The sequence below is a fragment of the Saccharothrix longispora genome (genome assembly GCF_030852425.1).
Classification (GTDB): Bacteria; Actinomycetota; Actinomycetes; order Mycobacteriales; family Pseudonocardiaceae; genus Actinosynnema; species Actinosynnema longispora.
This window is the reverse complement of record NZ_NSDM01000001.1, coordinates 778,501-796,558: the sequence shown is the minus strand read 5'-3', so window position 1 is coordinate 796,558 and position 18,058 is coordinate 778,501. Positions and strand designations below refer to the sequence as shown.

General features: G+C 75.4%; 19 protein-coding genes. 11 read left to right on the top strand and 8 right to left on the bottom strand.

Features of this window, described 5'->3' with window-relative positions; translation table 11 throughout:
• Nucleotides 1–2 precede the first annotated feature (2 nt).
• The 6 genes from CKY47_RS04075 to CKY47_RS04050 are packed head-to-tail and all read left to right on the top strand — an operon-like array spanning nucleotide 3 to nucleotide 8,365.
• Nucleotides 3–1,178, top strand: coding sequence for a homogentisate 1,2-dioxygenase (locus tag CKY47_RS04075; protein ID WP_306744227.1), 1,176 nt, complete (start codon nucleotides 3–5; stop codon nucleotides 1,176–1,178).
• A gap of 39 nt (nucleotides 1,179–1,217) precedes the next feature.
• Nucleotides 1,218–2,492 (top strand): SWIM zinc finger family protein, encoded by a 1,275-nt coding sequence (locus CKY47_RS04070; protein ID WP_306744226.1) that lies wholly within the window; start codon nucleotides 1,218–1,220, stop codon nucleotides 2,490–2,492.
• A complete protein-coding gene (locus CKY47_RS04065; protein ID WP_306744225.1) occupies nucleotides 2,489–3,913 on the top strand; it encodes a DUF5691 domain-containing protein in 1,425 nt (474 codons plus the stop codon). The genes CKY47_RS04070 and CKY47_RS04065 overlap by 4 nt, the downstream gene beginning before the upstream one ends.
• Nucleotides 3,910–4,995: an ATP-binding protein gene (locus tag CKY47_RS04060; RefSeq protein ID WP_306744224.1), complete on the top strand. Its 1,086-nt coding sequence runs from the start codon at nucleotides 3,910–3,912 to the stop codon at nucleotides 4,993–4,995. Before CKY47_RS04065 ends, CKY47_RS04060 begins: the two co-directional genes overlap by 4 nt.
• Nucleotides 4,995–7,193, top strand: coding sequence for a DUF5682 family protein (locus tag CKY47_RS04055; RefSeq protein ID WP_306744223.1), 2,199 nt, complete (start codon nucleotides 4,995–4,997; stop codon nucleotides 7,191–7,193). Before CKY47_RS04060 ends, CKY47_RS04055 begins: the two co-directional genes overlap by 1 nt.
• The gene (locus CKY47_RS04050) at nucleotides 7,190–8,365 is read left to right on the top strand and encodes a VWA domain-containing protein (RefSeq protein WP_306744222.1); all 1,176 of its coding nucleotides are present in this window, start codon (nucleotides 7,190–7,192) and stop codon (nucleotides 8,363–8,365) included. The genes CKY47_RS04055 and CKY47_RS04050 overlap by 4 nt, the downstream gene beginning before the upstream one ends.
• Nucleotides 8,366–8,404: 39 nt before the next feature.
• On the opposite strand, the gene CKY47_RS04045 is transcribed toward CKY47_RS04050, so the two are convergent.
• Nucleotides 8,405–8,869: a hypothetical protein gene (locus CKY47_RS04045; protein WP_306744221.1), complete on the bottom strand. Its 465-nt coding sequence runs from the start codon at nucleotides 8,867–8,869 to the stop codon at nucleotides 8,405–8,407.
• A gap of 62 nt (nucleotides 8,870–8,931) precedes the next feature.
• Nucleotides 8,932–9,405, bottom strand: coding sequence for a hypothetical protein (locus tag CKY47_RS04040; RefSeq protein ID WP_306744220.1), 474 nt, complete (start codon nucleotides 9,403–9,405; stop codon nucleotides 8,932–8,934).
• A gap of 178 nt (nucleotides 9,406–9,583) precedes the next feature.
• Between CKY47_RS04040 and CKY47_RS04035 the strand changes: the two genes are divergently transcribed.
• The 5 genes from CKY47_RS04035 (at nucleotide 9,584) to CKY47_RS04015 (ending at nucleotide 14,076) form a co-directional block, all read left to right on the top strand.
• A complete protein-coding gene (locus CKY47_RS04035) occupies nucleotides 9,584–10,342 on the top strand; it encodes a DUF2470 domain-containing protein (protein ID WP_306744219.1) in 759 nt (252 codons plus the stop codon).
• A 10-nt stretch (nucleotides 10,343–10,352) separates the two neighbouring features.
• The gene (locus tag CKY47_RS04030) at nucleotides 10,353–11,117 is read left to right on the top strand and encodes a CPBP family intramembrane glutamic endopeptidase (protein WP_371320604.1); all 765 of its coding nucleotides are present in this window, start codon (nucleotides 10,353–10,355) and stop codon (nucleotides 11,115–11,117) included.
• 65 nt (nucleotides 11,118–11,182) lie between these two features.
• Nucleotides 11,183–11,839, top strand: a complete 657-nt coding sequence (locus CKY47_RS04025; protein WP_306744218.1) for a GOLPH3/VPS74 family protein — start codon at nucleotides 11,183–11,185, stop codon at nucleotides 11,837–11,839.
• Between the two features lie 323 nt (nucleotides 11,840–12,162).
• Nucleotides 12,163–13,410, top strand: coding sequence for an arginine deiminase (locus tag CKY47_RS04020; protein ID WP_306744217.1), 1,248 nt, complete (start codon nucleotides 12,163–12,165; stop codon nucleotides 13,408–13,410).
• Nucleotides 13,411–13,515: 105 nt separating this feature from the next.
• Nucleotides 13,516–14,076: a ferritin gene (locus CKY47_RS04015; RefSeq protein WP_306744216.1), complete on the top strand. Its 561-nt coding sequence runs from the start codon at nucleotides 13,516–13,518 to the stop codon at nucleotides 14,074–14,076.
• Nucleotides 14,077–14,080: 4 nt separating this feature from the next.
• Here the strand turns inward: CKY47_RS04015 and CKY47_RS04010 are convergent, their stop codons facing one another.
• The 6 genes from CKY47_RS04010 to CKY47_RS03985 all read right to left on the bottom strand — a co-directional run bounded on the left by CKY47_RS04010 (nucleotide 14,081) and on the right by CKY47_RS03985 (nucleotide 18,027).
• Nucleotides 14,081–14,683, bottom strand: a complete 603-nt coding sequence (locus tag CKY47_RS04010; protein ID WP_306744215.1) for a hypothetical protein — start codon at nucleotides 14,681–14,683, stop codon at nucleotides 14,081–14,083.
• A gap of 11 nt (nucleotides 14,684–14,694) precedes the next feature.
• The gene (locus CKY47_RS04005; protein WP_306744214.1) at nucleotides 14,695–15,309 is read right to left on the bottom strand and encodes a hypothetical protein; all 615 of its coding nucleotides are present in this window, start codon (nucleotides 15,307–15,309) and stop codon (nucleotides 14,695–14,697) included.
• Nucleotides 15,306–15,821 (bottom strand): SigE family RNA polymerase sigma factor, encoded by a 516-nt coding sequence (locus CKY47_RS04000; protein WP_306744213.1) that lies wholly within the window; start codon nucleotides 15,819–15,821, stop codon nucleotides 15,306–15,308. Before CKY47_RS04000 ends, CKY47_RS04005 begins: the two co-directional genes overlap by 4 nt.
• A 114-nt stretch (nucleotides 15,822–15,935) precedes the next feature.
• On the bottom strand, nucleotides 15,936–16,262 hold the full coding sequence (locus CKY47_RS03995; protein WP_306744212.1) for a DUF952 domain-containing protein: 327 nt from the start codon (nucleotides 16,260–16,262) through the stop codon (nucleotides 15,936–15,938).
• An 81-nt stretch (nucleotides 16,263–16,343) separates the two neighbouring features.
• Nucleotides 16,344–17,303, bottom strand: a complete 960-nt coding sequence (locus CKY47_RS03990) for a DUF5926 family protein (protein WP_306744211.1) — start codon at nucleotides 17,301–17,303, stop codon at nucleotides 16,344–16,346.
• Nucleotides 17,304–17,319: 16 nt separating this feature from the next.
• Complete coding sequence (locus CKY47_RS03985) at nucleotides 17,320–18,027, bottom strand: glycerophosphodiester phosphodiesterase (protein ID WP_306744210.1); 708 nt, start codon at nucleotides 18,025–18,027, stop codon at nucleotides 17,320–17,322.
• Nucleotides 18,028–18,058 lie beyond the last annotated feature (31 nt).

Genomic DNA, 18,058 nt, shown 5'->3' with positions numbered 1-18,058 from the left:
CGATGGCGTACTACCGCCAGGTCGGTGAGATCCCCCGAAAGCGCCACACGCAGTTCCGCGATCCGGAGGGGGGCCTGTACGCGGAGGAGCTGATGGGCGCCGAGGGCTTCTCGGCCGACTCGGCCCTGCTCTACCACCGCCACCTGCCCACCGCCATCGTGGACGCGGTCACCGTCGAGGAGGACCGCGGCGCCCTCGCACCCAACCTGCCGCTCAAGCCGCGGCACTTCCGCACACCCGACCTGACCTGGGACGACGGTGTGGACGCGGTCACCGGGCGGCGCACCCTGTTCGGCAACTCCGACGTCCTCATCGGCTTCGTGAAGGCCACCGCGCCCAGCCCCCTGTACCGCAACGCGACGGGCGACGAGCTGCTGTACGTGCAGGCCGGCGCCGGGGTCGTGGAGACGGTCTACGGCGCCCTGCCCGTGGCGGAGGGCGACTACGTCGTGCTGCCCACGTCGTGCACCTACCGGGTGGTGCCGGACGAGCCCATGAGCCTGCTGGTGCTGGAGGCGACCGGGCACATCGGGCCGCCGCGCCGCTACCTGTCGGCCAAGGGGCAGTTCCTGGAGCACTCGCCGTACTGCGAGCGCGACGTGCGCGGGCCGACCGAGCCGCTGCTGGTCGACGGCGAGGACGTGGACGTGCTGGTCAGGCACCGCGCCGGGCTCACCCGCTTCACCTACGCGAACCACCCGTTCGACGTCGTCGGCTGGGACGGCTGCCTGTACCCGTGGGCGTTCCACATCCGCGACTTCGAGCCGATCACCGGCCGCGTGCACCAACCGCCGCCCGTCCACCAGACCTTCGAGGGTCCGAACTTCGTGGTGTGCTCGTTCATGCCGCGCAAGGTCGACTACCACCCGCTGGCGATCCCGGTGCCGTACAACCACGCGAACGTGGACTCCGACGAGCTGATGTTCTACGTGGGCGGCGACTACGAGGCGCGCAAGGGCTCGGGCATCGGCATCGGGTCGCTGTCGCTGCACCCGTCGGGCTGCACGCACGGCCCGCAACCCGGCGCGGTGGAGGCCTCCCTGGGCGCGGAGCGCTTCGACGAGACCGCGGTCATGGTCGACACCTTCCGGCCGTTGCGGCTGGGCGAGGCGGCGCTGGCGACCGAGGACCCGAAGTACGCGTGGTCGTGGGCCCGCCGGGGACCCGACCTGGACTGATCGGCTCCTTGTCGGGGGGCACCTCTAACGTCAACCGGCATGGACGCGCAGACGCTGCTCGGCACGGCGCCGGACGGGCAGGTGGCGAGCGCCGCCACCAGGCTCGCCGGGTCGTCCGGCTGGCACGGCACGGGGCGCGGCGACACCGCCCTGTGGGGCCTGTGCGCGGGCAGCGGCAAGAACCCGTACCAGGTGTGCGTCGACCTGGCCGACCGCGCGGCGAAGTGCTCGTGCCCGTCGCGGAAGTTCCCGTGCAAGCACGCGCTCGCGCTCCAGTTGCGGGACGTGCGCGAACCGCTGCCGGCCGGCGAACCCCCGGCGTGGGTGGCGGAGTGGCTGGACCGCCGCGCCAGGCCGGCCGCCGCGGTGGACGACTCGCCGGAGGCCGTGCTGCGGCGGGCCAGGGCCAAGGAGAAGACGGCGCTGGCCAGGCAGGACGCGGTGCGCGGCGGCGTGGCCGGGTTGACCGACTGGCTGGCCGACGTGGCCGGTTCCGGGATCGCCGGGCTGCCGTCGCGCGACGGGGCGTGGTGGCGCTCGATCGAGGCGCGGATGGTCGACGCGCAGGCCAAGGGCCTGGCCGCGGCGGTCGCGGGGGTGCGCGACGCCGTGGCGGCGGGCGGGCCGGCGTGGGCGCACGACGCGGCCGACCGGCTGGGCGGGCTGCACCTGCTGGCGCGGTTGGCCGGGTCGCCGGCCCCGGCGGACGTGGTGCGCCGCCGGTTGGGCTTCTCCGTGGCGGAGGAGGAGGTCCGCGCGGGGGCCGGCTGGGCGGACCGCTGGGTGCCGCTGCTGAAGCTGGAGTCCGACGACGGGTTGGTGCGGACCGTGCGGCAGTGGGTGTGGGGGCGTGAGCGCGGCTGGGTGGTCGTCGTGCGGCATGAGGGGGGCGGTGGTCGGCCCGCCCCGCCGCTGGTGCACGGGGTGGCCGTCCAGGGGGTGCTGCACCCGTACCCCGGTGCGCCGCCGCACCGGGTGGCGGTGGGCGAGGTGGCGGTGGCCGGGCCGGTCGGGCCGGTCGACGCGGCGCCGTCGTGGCGGGAGGCGCTGGCCGGGCTGGAGGCGTGGCTGCGCGCCGACCCGTGGGAGCGGCTCCACCCGCTGGGGTGCGCGGGCGTGCGGCTGACCGGGGACACCGCGCACCTGGTCGACGGGACCGGGCGCGGCCTGCCGGTGCGGGCCGACGTGGCGCTCGACCAGGCGCTGGCGGTGACGGGCGGCGCGGCGTTCGACGCGTGGGGGCTGTGGGACGGGCACTCGCTGCGGCTGGGGGCCGTGGCCGGGCCGGGCCGGGCGCCGGAGGTGCTGGGGTGACCCTCGCCGACGAGTGGGAGCAGACCGTGCGGGCGGCGCTGATCGGGGCGCACCGCGCCGGCACGACGCCGGCCGCGCTGCTCGACCGGATGGCGGAGCTGGGCGTCGCGGCGCACGGCGCGCGGCTGCCGCCCGTCGTGGACGAGCCCCTGCTCGCACCGGCGCCCGCGGCCGACGACGCGCGGGCCCACGCCGCGGCCCGGGACGTGCTGGTGGAGATCCTCGCCCTGGACGACCAGGTGCTGCTCACCGAGTGGTGCGGCCTGGCCCGGACCGCCGGGGTGACCGCGGACCCCCGCGAGCTGCCCGCCCTCCTCGGGCTCGGCACCGCGCACCCCGGGCTGCGGTCCGCGGTGACGGCGGTGCTCGGCGTGCGCGGGCGCTGGTTGGCCGGGCTGCGGGACCGCTGGGCGTGGGCGACGGGCGCCGGGTACGAGGACGTGGACCTGGAGCAGGCGCTCGACCTGCCCGGCGCGTCCCGGTTGGCCGCGCTGCGCCGGGCCCGCACGCGCGACCCGGCGGGCACCCGCGCGTTCGTCGACGCGCGGTTCGACGCGCAGCGCCGCGCCACCGACCGGCAGGTGCTGGTCGGCGCCCTGGAGACCGGGTTGGGGCCGGAGGACGAGCCGCTGCTCGAACGCGCCCTCGACGACCGGGCGATCGGCGTGCACGACGAGGCGCTGCGGCTGCTGCGCACCCTGCCCGGCTCGGCCCTCGCCGAACGGGCCGCCGAACGCCTGCACCGCGGCCTCTGGCTCACCGGCGACGGGTTCGACGTGCAGGACGACGAGCTGTGGACGGAACTCGCCCCCGGACCGGAGGAGGCCCGCGACCTGCTCAGGGACGGTTCCGAGACCGGCGTGACCGGGCGCATCCGGGGTGCGGCGGCGAGCGTGCCGCCGGCGCACTGGACGAACCGGCTGGACACGGACGACGCGGGCGCGGCGGCCGAGCTGGCGAGGGGGCCGTGGGCGTCGGCGCTGCTGCGGGGCGTGGCGCAGAACCTGAGGCTCGCCGTCGACGCCCGGCCGTGGGCGGTCGCGGCCACCCGGTCGCTGACCGGCATGGAGCAGCTGGAGATGCTCGCCGGGCTGCCCGCCGACCTGGCCGCGCGGACCGTGGTCGAGGTGTCCCGGCAGTGGAACTACGACCTGCTCGACCACGCGTGCTCGCAGCTGCCCGCGCCGTGGGGGCCGCGGGCGACCGCCGAGCTGCTCGACCGGTACGCGGCCGTGCGCGACCCGAGGTGGCGCGCGGGCCGGCCGCCGTCGGTGCTGCTGGCGCGCGGTGACGCCGAGGTCCTGGGCGCGAACTGGGACCGCATCACCGGGCGCTGGCCCGGGCACACCGTCGAACTCGACGTCCTGCGGCTGCGGATGCGGCTGCGCGGGGCGTTCAACACCCGGGAGGAAAGCCAGTGACCGAGACCGTGCTGCGGCCCGCCGCGGAACAGCAGTACGCCGCCGAGCTGGCGGCCCTGGCCGCCGCGGACGACCGCCCGCGCCCGCCGCGGTGGCGGATGTCGCCCCGGGCCGTGGTCACCTACGTGCTGGGCGGCGCGCTGCCGGACGGCACGGTGATCACGCCGAAGTACGTGGGCGACCGGCGGTTGGTGGAGGTCGCGGTCGGCACGCTGGTGACGGACCGGGCGCTGCTGCTGGTCGGCGTGCCGGGGACGGCGAAGTCGTGGCTGTCGGAGCACCTGGCGGCGGCGGTGAGCGGGAACTCGACCCTGGTCGTGCAGGGCACCGCCGGCACCGGCGAGGACCAGGTCCGCTACGGCTGGAACTACGCCCGGCTCATCGCCGAGGGCCCGTCGGAGGCGGCGCTGGTGCCGAGCCCGGTGATGACGGCCATGCGGACCGGGGCGGTGGCGCGCGTCGAGGAGCTGACCCGGATGCCCGCCGAGGTGCAGGACTCGTTCATCACGGTCCTGTCGGAGAAGGTGCTGCCGGTGCCGGAGCTGGGCATCCAGGTGCAGGCGGTGCCCGGGTTCACGGTGATCGCGACCGCGAACGACCGGGACCGGGGCGTGAACCAGATGTCGTCGGCGCTGGCGCGGCGGTTCAACACGGTCGTGCTGCCGCCGCCCGCGAGCGAGGACGCCGAGGTGGAGATCGTGCTGGCGCGGGCGTCGCAGCTGGGTCGGGCGCTGGAGCTGCCGGCCGAGCCGCCCGCGCTGGAGGAGGTGCGCCGGGTGGTGCGGATCTTCCGGGAGCTGCGCGACGGGTCCACGGTGGACGGCCGGACGCAGCTGAAGAAGCCCGGCGGCAGCCTGTCCACCGCCGAGGCGATCTCCGTGGTGACCGGCGGCATGGCGCTGGCCGGGCACTTCGGCGACGGTCGGATCACCGCCGACGAACTGGCGTCCGGGCTGCTCGGGGCCGTGGTGAAGGACCGGGTGTCGGACGCGGCGGCGTGGCAGGAGTACCTGGAGGCGGTCGTGAAGGAGCGCCCGGACTGGCGCGACCTGTACCGGGCGTGCCGGGACCTGGTGGGCTGATGCCGCTCCCGGAACGCGTGGCCCTGCTCGGCGTCCGGCACCACGGGCCGGGCTCGGCGCGCATGGTCACCGCCGCGCTGGACGCGACGCGGCCCGAGGTGGTGCTCGTCGAGGGGCCGCCGGAGGGTGACGCGCTGCTGGCGCACGTGCCGGGGCTGGTGCCGCCGGTGGCGTTGCTGCTGCACGACGAGGCCGAGCCGGCGCGGGCCGCGTTCTGGCCGTTCGCCGAGTTCTCGCCGGAGTGGCGGGCGGTGGTGTGGGCGCACGAGCACGGCGTCCCCGTGCGGTTCTTCGACCTGCCGGCGGCGGCGTCGCTCGCCGAACCGGACTCGACGCCGGACTCGACGCCGCGGGCGGCGCTGGACCCGCTGGGCGTGCTGGCCGAGGCGGCGGGGTTCGACGACCCGGAGCGGTGGTGGGAGGACGTGGTCGAGCACCACCGCGACCCGACCGACCTGGCCGAGGCGGTGGCGGAGGCGATGGGGGCGCTGCGCGAGGAGTTCGCCGACCGGGTGGACGCGCGGACGTTGCGGCGCGAGGCCGCGATGCGGCAGAACCTGCGGCGGGCGCTGAAGGACTTCGCCGGGCCCGTCGCGGTGGTGGCGGGGGCGTGGCACGTGCCCGCGTTGCGGGACCTCGGGCCGGCCTCGGTGGACGCGGCGGCGTTGAAGGGGTTGCCGCGGCGGAAGGTGTCGGGCACGTGGGTGCCGTGGAGCCACGGCCGGCTGGCGGCCGACTCGGGGTACGGCGCGGGCGTGGCGTCGCCCGGCTGGTACGGGCACCTGTGGGAGTGCGCCGGGCGCGGTGACGCCGTGGCGCGGTGGTTCGCGCGGGTGTGCGGGGTGCTGCGGGCCGAGGACCTGCCGGCGTCGACGGCGGGCGCGGTGGAGGCCGTCCGGCTGGCGGACGCGTTGGCGGCGATGCGCGGTCGGCCGTCACCGGGGTTGTCGGAGGTGCTGGAGGCGGCGCTGGCCGTGCTGTGCGGTGGTGACGAGACGCCGTTGCGGCTGGTGCACGCGCGGCTGGTGGTGGGCGAGCGGCTGGGCGAGGTGGACCCGGGTGTGCCCAGGTCCCCCCTGGCGGCCGACCTGGCGCGCTCGCAGCGGCGCCTGCGGCTGCCGGTGACGGCGGAGGTGAAGCCGATCCGCCTGGACCTGCGCAAGGACACGGACCGGGAGCGCTCGAAGCTGCTGCGGCGCCTGGAGGTGCTGGGCGTCCCGTGGGGCACGCCGGACGCGACGCGGACGCTGGGGACGTTCGCCGAGGCGTGGCAGCTGCACTGGAAGCCGGACTTCGAGGTGGCGCTGGCCGTCGCCGCGCGGCACGGCACGACGGTCGAGGCCGCCGCGCGCCGGGTGCTGGTGACGGGTGCGGCGGAGGCGACCCGCGTGGTGGGGGCGGCGGAGGCGCTGAGCCGGTCGGTGGGGTGCGAGATCCCGGAGGCGGTCGCCGCGGCGCGCGAGGCCCTGGACCGCTGCGCGGCGGCGGCCACGGACGCGCTGGAACTGCTGGCCGCCCTGCCGGACCTGGCCACGACGGTCCGCTACGGCTCGGTCCGCGGCACGGACCCGGACCTGCTGCGGGTGGCGCTGCACGGCCTGCTGGCCCGGGGCGCCGTCGGTCTGCCGATCGCGTGCCGGGGCGTGGACGACGACACGGCGGAGCGCGCGCTGCGGGCGGTGGACGGCGCCGACGAGGCGGTGCGGCTGGCGGCGGACGACGAGCACCGGGAGACGTGGCGGAGGGCGCTGGGGGCGCTGGTCGCGATGCCGGACGCGCACGGGCTGCCGAGCGGCCGGGCGACGCGGCTGCTGTGGGAGTCGGGGCTGATGGGCTCGGACGACGTGGCCGTCCGGCTGCACCGGGCGGTGTCCGGCGCGGGGGTCGGGGCGACGGCGTTCGTGGCCGGGTTCCTGCGCGGGTCGGCGGCGCTGCTGACGGCGGACCCGCGGCTGTTCGCCGTGGTCGACGAGTGGCTCACCGGGCTGTCCGGCGCGGACTTCGGGGCCGCCGTGCCGCTGCTGCGGCGGGCGGTGGCGGAGTTCAGCCCCGCCGAGCGGCGGATGCTCGGGGACCGGGTGCGGGCGGTGGGCACGGGCGCGCGCGCCGGCGGGGGTCCGGGGCAGGACTGGGACGAGGAGGTGGCCGGGCGGCTCGCGGGGCACGTCCGGGAACTCCTCTCGGGGGTGGCCGGGTGAGCGACGAGGACGAGCGGCTGCGGCGGTGGCGGCTGCTGCTGGGGGGCGCGGCCGGGGACCTCGCCGCCCTCGACGAGGACGACCGGCGCCGGGACTCGGCGCTGACCGGCCTGTACGGGGGCGGGGCTCCGTCCGACGCGCCCGAGGCCCACGGGAAGCGGAGCGCCGGGCTGGGCGGGTCGTCGCCGGTGCTGCACCGGTGGCTGGGCGACGTCCGCACGTACTTCCCCGACTCGGTGGTCCGGGTCATGCAGCGGGACGCGGTGGAGCGGCTCGGCCTCCGGCAACTGCTGCTGGAGCCCGAGCTGCTGTCCGGCATCGAGCCGGACGTGTCGCTGGCCGGGACGCTGGTGTCGCTGGCGGGCGCGATCCCGGAGCGCACCCGCGAAACGGCGCGCGCCGTGGTCCGCAAGGTCGTCGAGGACATCGAGCGCCGCCTGGCCGAGCGGCTGCTGGCCGCCGTGCACGGGGCGGTCGACCACTCCCGGCGCACCAGCCGGCCGCGCCTGGCCGACGTGGACTGGGACCGGACCATCCGCCGCAACCTCCGGCACTACCAGCCCGAGCAGCGGACCGTGGTGGTGCAGGACCTGGTCGGCAACGGCAGGCGCAGCCGGCAGGCCTCGCTGCGGGACGTCGTGCTGCTGGTCGACCAGTCCGGGTCGATGGCGGAGTCGGTGGTGTACTCGGCGGTGCTGGGCGCGTCGCTGGCGTCGCTGAAGGCGGTCGACACGCGGCTGGTGGTGTTCGACACCGAGGTCGTCGACCTCACCGAGCAGCTCGACGACCCGGTGGACCTGCTGTTCTCCACCCAACTGGGCGGCGGCACGGACATCAACCGGGCGGTCGCCTACGGCCAGTCGCTGGTGCGCCGCCCGACGGACACGGTGCTGGTGCTGATCAGCGACCTGTTCGAGGGCGGCGTGGCGCACGAGCTGCGGCGCCGGGTGCGGGAGCTGGTGCGCGGCGGGGTGACGGTGGTGGTGCTGCTCGCGCTGTCGGACAGCGGCACGCCGGCGTACGACCACGAGCTGGCGGCGCAGCTGTCGGAGCTGGGGGCGCCCGCGTTCGCCTGCACGCCGGACCTCTTCCCGGACCTGCTGGCCACGGCGATCAGGCGGGAGGACGTGGCCGCCTGGGCCGAGCGGAGCGGGATCGCGGTGGGCCGCTGAGCGATCGGGTGCTGAGCGGGCGGTGCTGAGCGGGCCGGGTCAGCGGATCACCACGCGGCCCAGGGTGAGGAACGGCGCGCCGCGCGTCAGGACGGCCGCCCGGCCGCGCGGGTCGGGGCCGGCCATCCACACCTGGCCGCCGCGGCGGATGTTCTCGCGCACCCGTTCGGGGAGTTCGGACAGGCGCAGGAACGTGCGGTCGGACCCTTCGGTCTCCAGGTAGGTCTGCCACCCGACGCGGGCGCGACCGGGCACGAAGTGCACCGGCACGGCGTGCCTCGGGTACGTCTCCAGCAGCCGCCGCAGGCTGCGCCGGGTCAGGAAGTGCCGCAGACCGGGCACGGCGAACTCCAGGCACAGCGGCGAGAGCACGAACACCCAGCGCGAACCCAGCCACTCCGACACGAGCCACAGCACGACGAACGCCACCAGCGCGATGCCGATGAACCCCACGGCCCGCCGGTCGGATCCGGCCAGGCACTTCCGCACCCACGTTTCGCCCACCACAGCTCCCAGGAAACCGGAATTCCACTCCCGGGGTCGGCTCGCGGGACGATCAGCAAACCTCAGGCGCGCACGACGCGGGCCGCGAACAGCCTCGGCACGCCCCGGAACGTCACGACGGTGTTGCCGGCGCGGTCGGCGGCGACGACCCAGGCGCGGCGGTGCCCGCTGATGCGCCCCCGGACGAGCGGGCCGGCGCTGACGTCCAGGACGACGGGCCGCTCACCGTGGACGACGAGCCGCCCGCCGCGCCAGTGGACGCGCACGTGGATCCACGCGCGGTGGTCGAGGCCGCGGGGGAACGACGGTCGCCGGGTCAGTCCCAGGCCCGTGACCAGCGCGGAGAACACCAGGAGCACGAGCGGCAGGGCGGAGGTCACGTCGAGCGCGAAGATCAGCACGAGCTGGAGCACGAAGGCCACCGCGCCGAGCACGACCCACCAGAACACCCGCCGCCCGGCGATCTCCAGGCAGTACCTGGTCCACTGGTCGTCGAGGGCCGCGCCCTCGGTGGAGGGCTTGTCCGGCACGCCCACCAGGCCACCTCCCCAGGCCCGCCGCCCGCTCGGCGTGATCAGGTTACGGCCGCCGTCACCCGGACGGGATAGGCCAACCGGCGCACGACCACGGCACGCCCTACCCTGCGGTGCGCCGACGTGGGACTTCCGCCGACGGGCCCACCAAGTTAGGCTGCCCTAAGTTTGGAGGTGAGCGATGGACGAGACGCGTCGACCGCCCGCCCCGCACCCGGCGGAGCGAGCGCGCACCATCGCCGCCCGGGGTGGGCGCGCGGCCCTGTCGCCGTCGGACGGCGCGGAGCACCGGGTGACCCCGGTGCTGCACCACGTGCACCCGTCCGGGAGCGCCACGATCGTGCTGCCGGACGAGCACCCGCTGGTCGGGGCGGCGCGCGGGGCGGAGCTGACCGCGATGCTGGAGCTGGCCGACCACGCCCCCGTGCCGTTGCGCGAGCCGGTGCGCGGCCTGCTGTGGATCACCGGGTGGCTGCGCGCGCTGGACCCGCGGGAGGCGCGCGAGGCGTGCCTGGAGGTCGCCGAGGAACGCCCCGACCCGAGGCTGCTGGACGTGGGCCACGGCGCGAGCGCGCTGGTGCTGAGCCCGGCGTCGCTGGTCGTGGCGGACGCGGAGGGCACGACGTCGGTGCGGCCGGAGCTGTTCGCGCAGGCGGAGCCGGACCCGTTCGCCGCGCACGAGGACCACTGGCTGCGGCACCTGGAGCTGTCGCACCGCGACGTCGTGGGCCTGCTCGCCGGGCACCTGCCGGACCACCTGCGGGGCGGGCACGTGCGCCCGCTCGGCCTGGACCGGTTCGGGCTGCGGCTGCGGGTGGAGATGCCCGACGAGGACCACGACGTGCGGATCGCGTTCTCCCGCCCGGTCGGCACGCCGCAGGAGCTGGCGGTGGAGCTGCGCGGGTTGATGGGGTGCCCGTTCCTGGCGCGGCGCGGTTAACGTTGCGCGGGTGATCGAACCCCTCGACGCCCGGGAGCGCACCGGCTACCGGGTCGAGCTGCTCCTCGTGTTCGCGATGACGCTCGGCCTGTCCGGGTTGCGCAGCCTGGTGCGGCTGCTGGACAGCCTGCTCAACCCGGTGCCGCTGAACGAGCAGAAGGTCGCGATCAACGTCCCGCAGGCGCGGTTCGACCTGCTGGACCTCGTCGCGCAGCTGCTGGGGGTCGTGCAGCTGGCCGCGTGGGGCGGGCTGGGCCTGTACCTGCTGTGGCGCGGCGGCATCGGGCTGCGGGTGCTGGGGCTCGACCGCACCCGGCTCGGGCCGGACGCGCTGGGCAGCCTCGGGCTGGCCGCCGTCATCGGCATCCCGGGGCTGGTGTTCTACCTGGTCGCGTGGAACCTGGGGCTGAACCTGGCGGTGCAGCCGGCGACCCTGGACGAGGCGTGGTGGCGCAGCGCGGTGCTGGTCCTGTCGGCGGCGGGCAACGCGTGGGCGGAGGAGGTGCTCGTCGTCGGGTACCTGATCACCCGGCTGCGGCAGCTCGGGTGGCGGGACGGCACGGCGCTGGTGGCGAGCGCGGTGCTGCGCGGGTCGTACCACCTCTACCAGGGGTTCGGCGGGTTCGTCGGCAACGTGGTGATGGGCTTGGTGTTCGGGTGGGTGTGGCAGCGGACGAACCGGCTGTGGGTGCTGGTGCTGGCGCACACCCTGCTCGACGTGGTCGCGTTCGTCGGCTACACGGCGTTGCGCGGGCACGTGTCCTGGTTGCCGTAGCGGCGGGGTCGGGGCCGCCACGCCGTCCGGGTGTCCGCTTCGTCCGCCGACCCTAGGGTTGTGACATGGACGTGACACTTGCGGATGAACTGGCGCTGCTCGTGCACGACGACGAGGACGGCACGCGCAGGCTCGGGCAGCCCGCGCTGGGCTACGGCCTGGCCGGCGCGCTGCTGGTCGAACTGGCGCTGGCCGGGCGCGTCGACGTGGTCGACCGGAAGGTCGCCGTCGTGGACCCCGCGCCGACCGGGCACCCGCTGCTGGACGGGGCGCTGGCGCGCATCGCCGACGACAAGCCGCGCAAGCCCGGCCACTGGGTGGACAAGCTGGGCAAGGGGCTCACCGACCGGGTGCTCGACGGGCTGGTGGAGCGCGGTGTGCTGCGGCGCGAGGAGGGGCGCGTGCTGCTGGTCTTCCCGCGCACCCGCTTCCCCGCGCCGGACGGCCGCGAGCCGGACGCCGAGGCGGACGCGCGGGCCAGGATGCACGCCGCCGTGGCCGGGGACGGGCCGGTCGACCCGCGCACGGCCGCGCTGTGCGCGCTGGTCAAGGCGGTGGGCCAGGACCGGAGGGTCTTCGCCGCCCTGCCGCGCGGTGACGTGAAGCGGCGCTTGAAGGCGATCTCCGAGGGCGAGTGGGCGGCGACGGCGGTGCGGAAGGCGATCGAGGAGGTGCAGGCCGCGATCACGGTCGCGCTCGTCGTGCCCGCGGCGAGCAGCTAGCACCGGCACGGGTGGGCGGCGGCCGGCGCGGGCCGCCGCCCACCACGTGCGGTCCGGCCGCCGCGGACGACCGGGTCTGACAACCGGTTCTCGGCACGACGCCGCGATGCGTTAAGCGCTGAGCCGCTGGTTCACGCTTTGGTGTGAAGGCGCGCCGACCTGCGCCACCGACCGGCGGGTGCACACCGGCGCGCAACAAATCAACGGTTGAGCCTGCAAGTTGCGCAACGAAACGCCGCGTTCACGTCCGCATGCGATCGACTTTGCCGCGACGGGCCGCTCCGAGCTGCTGATCGCACCGGTACCGGGTTACCCTCGAACGCGTGACTGCGCACATCGCCCGGACCGAGGCCGCCGACAGCCGACCGTTCCCCGCGCCCCGCGTCGACAGCGAGGTGGGCCCCCTGCGCACGGTGCTGCTGCACCGCCCCGGCGCGGAGCTGAAGCGGCTCACCCCGCGCAACAACGACCAGCTGCTGTTCGACGGCGTGCCGTGGGTCGACCGCGCGCAGGAGGAGCACGACGCGTTCGCCGAGGTACTGCGCGGGCGCGGCGCCGAGGTGCTGCTGCTGGCGGACCTGCTGGTCGACGCCCTGCACGACGACCGGGCGCGGATCGCGGGCATCCACAGCGCGGTCAACGAGCGGCGGCTGGGCATCGACCTGGCCGACGCGCTGCGCTCGCACCTGACGTCGATCACCCCCGAGCAGCTGGCCACCGCCCTGATGACCGGCATGACGTTCGAGGAGCTGCCGGCCGCCGAGGGCGCGTCGCTGGTGCGCAAGATGCACCACCCGATCGACTTCGCGGTCGACCCGCTGCCGAACCTGCTGTTCACCCGCGACTCGTCGGTGTGGGTGGGCGACCGGGTCGCGATCACGTCGCTGGCGCTGCCCGCGCGCGACCGGGAGACCGCGCTCACCGACCTGATCTACGCCTACCACCCGAGGTTCCGGAAGACCGGCCGCGCGTACGGCGCGCACTCCGCGCCGGTCGAGGGCGGTGACGTGCTGCTGCTCGCGCCGGGCGTGCTGGCCATCGGCGTGGGCGAGCGCACCACGCCCGCGGGCGCCGAGTCGTTCGCCCGGTCCGCGCTGGCCGACGGCCTCGCGCACACCGTGCTGGCGGTGCCCATCACGCAGGAGCGGGCGACCATGCACCTGGACACGGTGTGCACGATGGTCGACCGCGACGCCGTGGTGATGTACCCGGCGGTGCGGGACAGCCTGTTCGCCTTCCCCGTGCGGTCCGACGGCGACGGCGGCGTCGTGGTGGAGGACCGGCGGCCGTTCCTGGACGCGGCGGCCGAGGCGATGGGCATCGACCGGCTGCGGGTCATCGACACCGGCCTGGACCCGGTGACGGCCGAGCGCGAGCAGTGGGACGACGGCAACAACACGCTCGCCGTCGGCCCCGGCCTCGTGGTGGCCTACGAGCGCAACGTGGAGACCAACGCGCGCCTGGAGGACGCGGGCGTCGAGGTGCTCCGGATCAGCGGCTCCGAACTGGGTTCCGGGCGCGGCGGACCGCGCTGCATGTCGTGCCCGATCGACCGCGCGCCACTCGTGTGACATTCTCCGGAAAGGGTTGCCTAAGCTTTCTTCGGCAACCCTTTCCTCATTGTGCAGAGCCTTGCCTTCAATGCGCGGGAAGATAATCCGAGATATTCTCGGGTCATGGCCATCAACCTGAAGAAGATTTCGTCGACGACCGGGACCAAGTTCCACGACCTGCTGCGCGAGCAGGTCCGCAACGAGCTGACCGCATCGCAGCAGTACCTGGCCATCGCGGTGTGGTACGACGGCAACGACCTGCCGCGCCTCGCGTCGCACTTCTACAAGCAGGCCCTGGAAGAGCGCAACCACGCGATGATGATCGTGCGGCACCTGATGGACAACGGACTGCCGGTGACCATTCCCGGCGTCGACGAGGTCCGCAACGACTTCGCCTCGGCCCGCGAGCCCGTCGTGCTCGCGCTGGCCCAGGAGAGGACCGTCACCGAGCAGATCGTGACGCTCGCCAAGACCGCCCGCGACGAGGGCGACTACATCGGCGAGCAGTTCCTCCAGTGGTTCCTCAAGGAGCAGGTGGAGGAGGTCGCGGCGATGAGCACGCTGCTGACCGTGGTCGACCGCGCCGACGGCAACCTGTTCCACGTGGAGGCGTTCCTGACCCGCGAGAACGTGGGCGACGGCGCCGACGCGAGCGCCCCGCGCGCGGCCGGCGGGGCGCTCTGACGCGTCACTCGTGGCAGGTCTGCCCGATGCGGCTCAGGCCCAGGCTGGTGATGACCGTGCCGTCGATCGAGTAGGCGGAGTACTCGTTGCCCGTGTCGAGCGCGACCTTGTGGCCGTACTCGTTCGCCACGGCCGACGGGTACAGCTCCGGCACCCTGGCGGGCTCGTCCCCGTTGCGCAGCCCCTCCGGGGTGCCCGGTCCGCGGGTGATGATGATCGACACGGCCGTCCGGGACTGGTCGAACACCACCGAGCCGCGCAGCGGCAGCACGAAGTCGTGGTAGGCGCACGGTCGGGTGGCGGGGCTGCTCCGCCCGCCGATGAGACCGGTCGCCTCGACCTCGGCGAACGTGTCGCCCAGCCGGATCGGCCCCAGGCCTCCGTGGTCGAGCACGGTCGGCGCCCCGGCCACGACCGTCTCGGTGACGGTGCTCGCGGCGGTGACGCCCGTCGCGATCCCGGTCGCGCTCCCGGTCGTCGTGGCGGCCGGCGCCGCGTCGGTCCCGGACGTCGGCGCGGACGCCGACGCGGACGTCGACGTCCCGGGCGCGCACGCGATCGCGGTCACGAGCAGCGCGGCCAGGGTCGTCGTCCGTCGCAGGGTCATCGGTCGCAGGGTCATCGGTTGTCGCACGGTGAGTCCTCCATCTCCAGTTCCACGGCGGTGATCAGCCCCGCCTCGGCGGTGAACGAGTAGCGCCACGGCGGCCGGCCCGGCATGGCGACGACGAGGCCGGTGGCGCCCGGGTACGCGGCGGCCAGCTCGGCCGTCGTCGACCCCGCCCCGATCCCGGCGGCGGTGGTGCCCGGCTGCGGCAGTCGCACCCCGACCACGACGCCGTCGGGCGAGGCGACGACCGCGCCGCCGTCGTGGGCGGGGTAGCGGCGGCAGCCGCCGGGCAGGTCGACGGGAGCGCCGAGCAGGCCGCTGTCCCGCACGGCCCGCTCCCCCGCGCCCAGGCGCAGCGGGCCGTACCCGGGCGGCGGGTCCACGGTGACCGTGACGACGTGCGGGGCGGGGGGCGCCGCGGGTTCCGAGCCGCCGACGCGCAGGCCGGTGGCCAGACCACCCACCGCGAGGACCACCGCGGTCGACGCGGCCACCGCGCCCACCGCCCGCCTGCGCCGACGCCTGGCCGCCCGTGCCACCAGCGCGCCCTCCGCGCCCTCCCGCACCGGCACGTCGAGCCGCTCGTCGGCCAGCAGCGCCCGCAGGTCGTCCTCCAGGTTCACGACCACTCCTCCGCTCGTGCGCGCAGCGCGGCCATCGCCTTGCTGTTCTGGCTCTTGACCGTGCCGCGCGCGATGCCCAGGGTGTGGGCGATCTCCGCCTCCGACAGGCCCTCGTAGAAGCGCAGCACCACGACGGCGCGCTGGCGCGGCGGCAGCTCGCGCAGCGCCCGCCACAGCGGTTCGTGCTCCAGCCGGTCCGCGGCCGCGTGGGCGGGCGAGTCGGGCAGGTCGGCGACGAGGTTCTCGCGCCTGCGCCGCCGCCACCGGCTGATGTGGGTGTTCGCCATGGCCCGCCGCGCGTAGGCCAGCGGGTCGGGGTCCTTGCGCAGCAGGGAGGCCCAGCGGGCGCCGACCTTCTCCAGCACCGCCTGCACGAGGTCGGCCGCGTCGTGCGGGTTGCCCGTCAACGCGTGGCCGTAGCGCAGCAGGCCGGGCAGCGCGGCCCGCGCGAACTCGGCGAAGTCGGCGACCGACCCCGCGGCCACGCGCTCGTCCGCTGTCGCCGCGACCACCCCGCCACCTCTCCTCCTCCTCGACGTGAAGACCACGCACGAGGGGGCGGATCGGTTGCCCCGGGACCGGGCCGGATCAGGACCGGCGGGGTCCCGGGTGGGGCGGGGTGGGGCTCACGACACGGGCAGGGGCCGGAAGCGCCCGTCCGCGTCGGGCGCGAACTCGTGCACGGCGACCACGTGGTCCGCCGGGACCGGCCCGTAGACGTGCGGGAACCACGGGCCGTCCTCGCCGGTCTCCCCCGGTTCCCACAGCACCGGCAACCCCTCGGGGTCGACCACCAGCAGCACGAGGTCGTGCCGGGCGGGGTACAGCCGGTTCGCGGGCAGGTGCACGGTGCCCCAGTCGGAGCAGTGCACGAACCCGTCGGGGTCGAGCGGGACCGCGCCCTCCTCGCGGGCGCGGGCCCAGTCGTCCCTGGAGCTGATCCGGAGGATCACGCGGACTCCTCGTCGTCCACACCCGTCCACGGGAGTTGTCCACAGGACCTGTGGACAGGTGTGGGGATACCTGTGGACAGGTCAGCGCAGGGTGATCTGCCGACCGCGCAGGCCGTCGCGCGCCCGGCGCTCCGCCTCGGTGAGCGGTTCGGCGTCGAGGCCGGCCAGGGCCTCGTCGACGCGCTTGCCCAGGGCTTCCGCGCCCGGCGCCCACTCGCTGGAGTGCAGCTCGCGGTCGAGGTCCCACACGGGGACGAGCAGGCCGTGCGCGCGGAACGAGCCCGCGTACCGGGAGCCCTCGCCGAGGTCCAGCTCACCGCGCACGGACAGCCGGGCCAGCGCCGCCAGCAGCGTCTCCTCCGGCTCGGGCCGCACCCAGCGCAGGTGCGCCTTGTCGCCCGCGTCGACCCAGTAGGCGGCCTCGACGCCGGGGGCGTCGACGCGCTCGGTGGGCAGGATCGCGGCGTTCGCGCGCTCCAGGGACAGGGCGACGTCGCCGGTGGGCTCGTTGTCCGGCGGCAGCCACCACGCGAAGTCGGCGTGCAGGTCGGGGCTCAGCGTGGCCCCGGTGTCGAGCAGGTCCTGCAACCGGCCGGGGTCGTCGCCGTTGTCGGGGCCGACCACGGGCAGCGCGTCGCCGGTCTCCGCGTTCAGCGCCCACCGCACGGCGCGGGCCAGGTCGCGGCTCAGGTCGCCGGAGCGGGTCTGCACCTGGAGGCCGACGAACGCGGTGCCGTCCGCGCGGACCAGGCCCGCGGCGGCCATCGGCAGCACGGTGGCCAGGGTGATCTCGCGCGCCGAACCGTCCTTGAGCGGCAGCGTCACCGTCGCCGAGGGCACGAACTCGCGGAGCGCGATCAGCTCGGCCTCGGCGGCCAGGCCCTCGAAGGGGCGCGAGACGATCACGTCCGCCGCGCCACCCGCCGCACCGTGGCACGCCTTGTAGCGCTTGCCGGAGCCGCACGGGCACGGCTGGCGCGGGTTCACGCCGCCCGCCGGCTTGTCCTTCACGGCGTCCTTCACGGCCGTCCGCTTCGCCACCGCCGCCTCCAGGGTCTCAGGGCTGGTCGGGCGTCAAGTTAGCCGCAAGGTGCTCGCGCGTTTCCTCCGGGTTGTCGGTCGCGAGGAACCGGACGCCGCGGTCCCGGCACAACGCTATGTCGGCCGGCTCGTTGACGGTCCACGTGTAGACACCCTGCCCCCGATCCGGGTGACGCCTGAGCAGGTGAACGCCGGGACCGGCGTAGTCGACGAAGCGGGGCAGCGTGCGCGGCCACAGCCGGTCGTAGAGCAGCACGGTCGGCACGTCCGGCTTGAGCTTCTTGATCCGGTGCACGGCGAAGACGGAGAACGACATCACGACCGCCTCGACCGCGTGCCGGTTCAGCACGGCGGCCAACGTCCGCTCGACCTGCGCCCCGTACCGCACGGGGTGCTTCGTCTCGACGAACAGCCGCGTGCCGTGGTCCTGGGCGAGGCCGATCAGCGCCTCCAGGGTGAGCACCGGGGCGGGCTCGCCGCCGTGCCAGGCGCCGAAGTCGTGCCGCTGGAGCTCGGCGAGCGTCAGGTCGCTCACCTTGCCGTGCCCGTCACTCGTCCGGTCGATGACCCGGTCGTGGACGCAGACGAGGTGACCGTCCTTCGTCAACCGCACGTCGCACTCCAGCCCGTCCGCGCCCTGCCGGAGGGCGAGGTCGTAGGCGGCGAGCGTGTGCTCCGGGCGGCGGGTGGACGCCCCGCGGTGGGCGACGATCTCGGGCGGCACGGGGTGAATGCTCCAGGTGGAGCACCGAGCG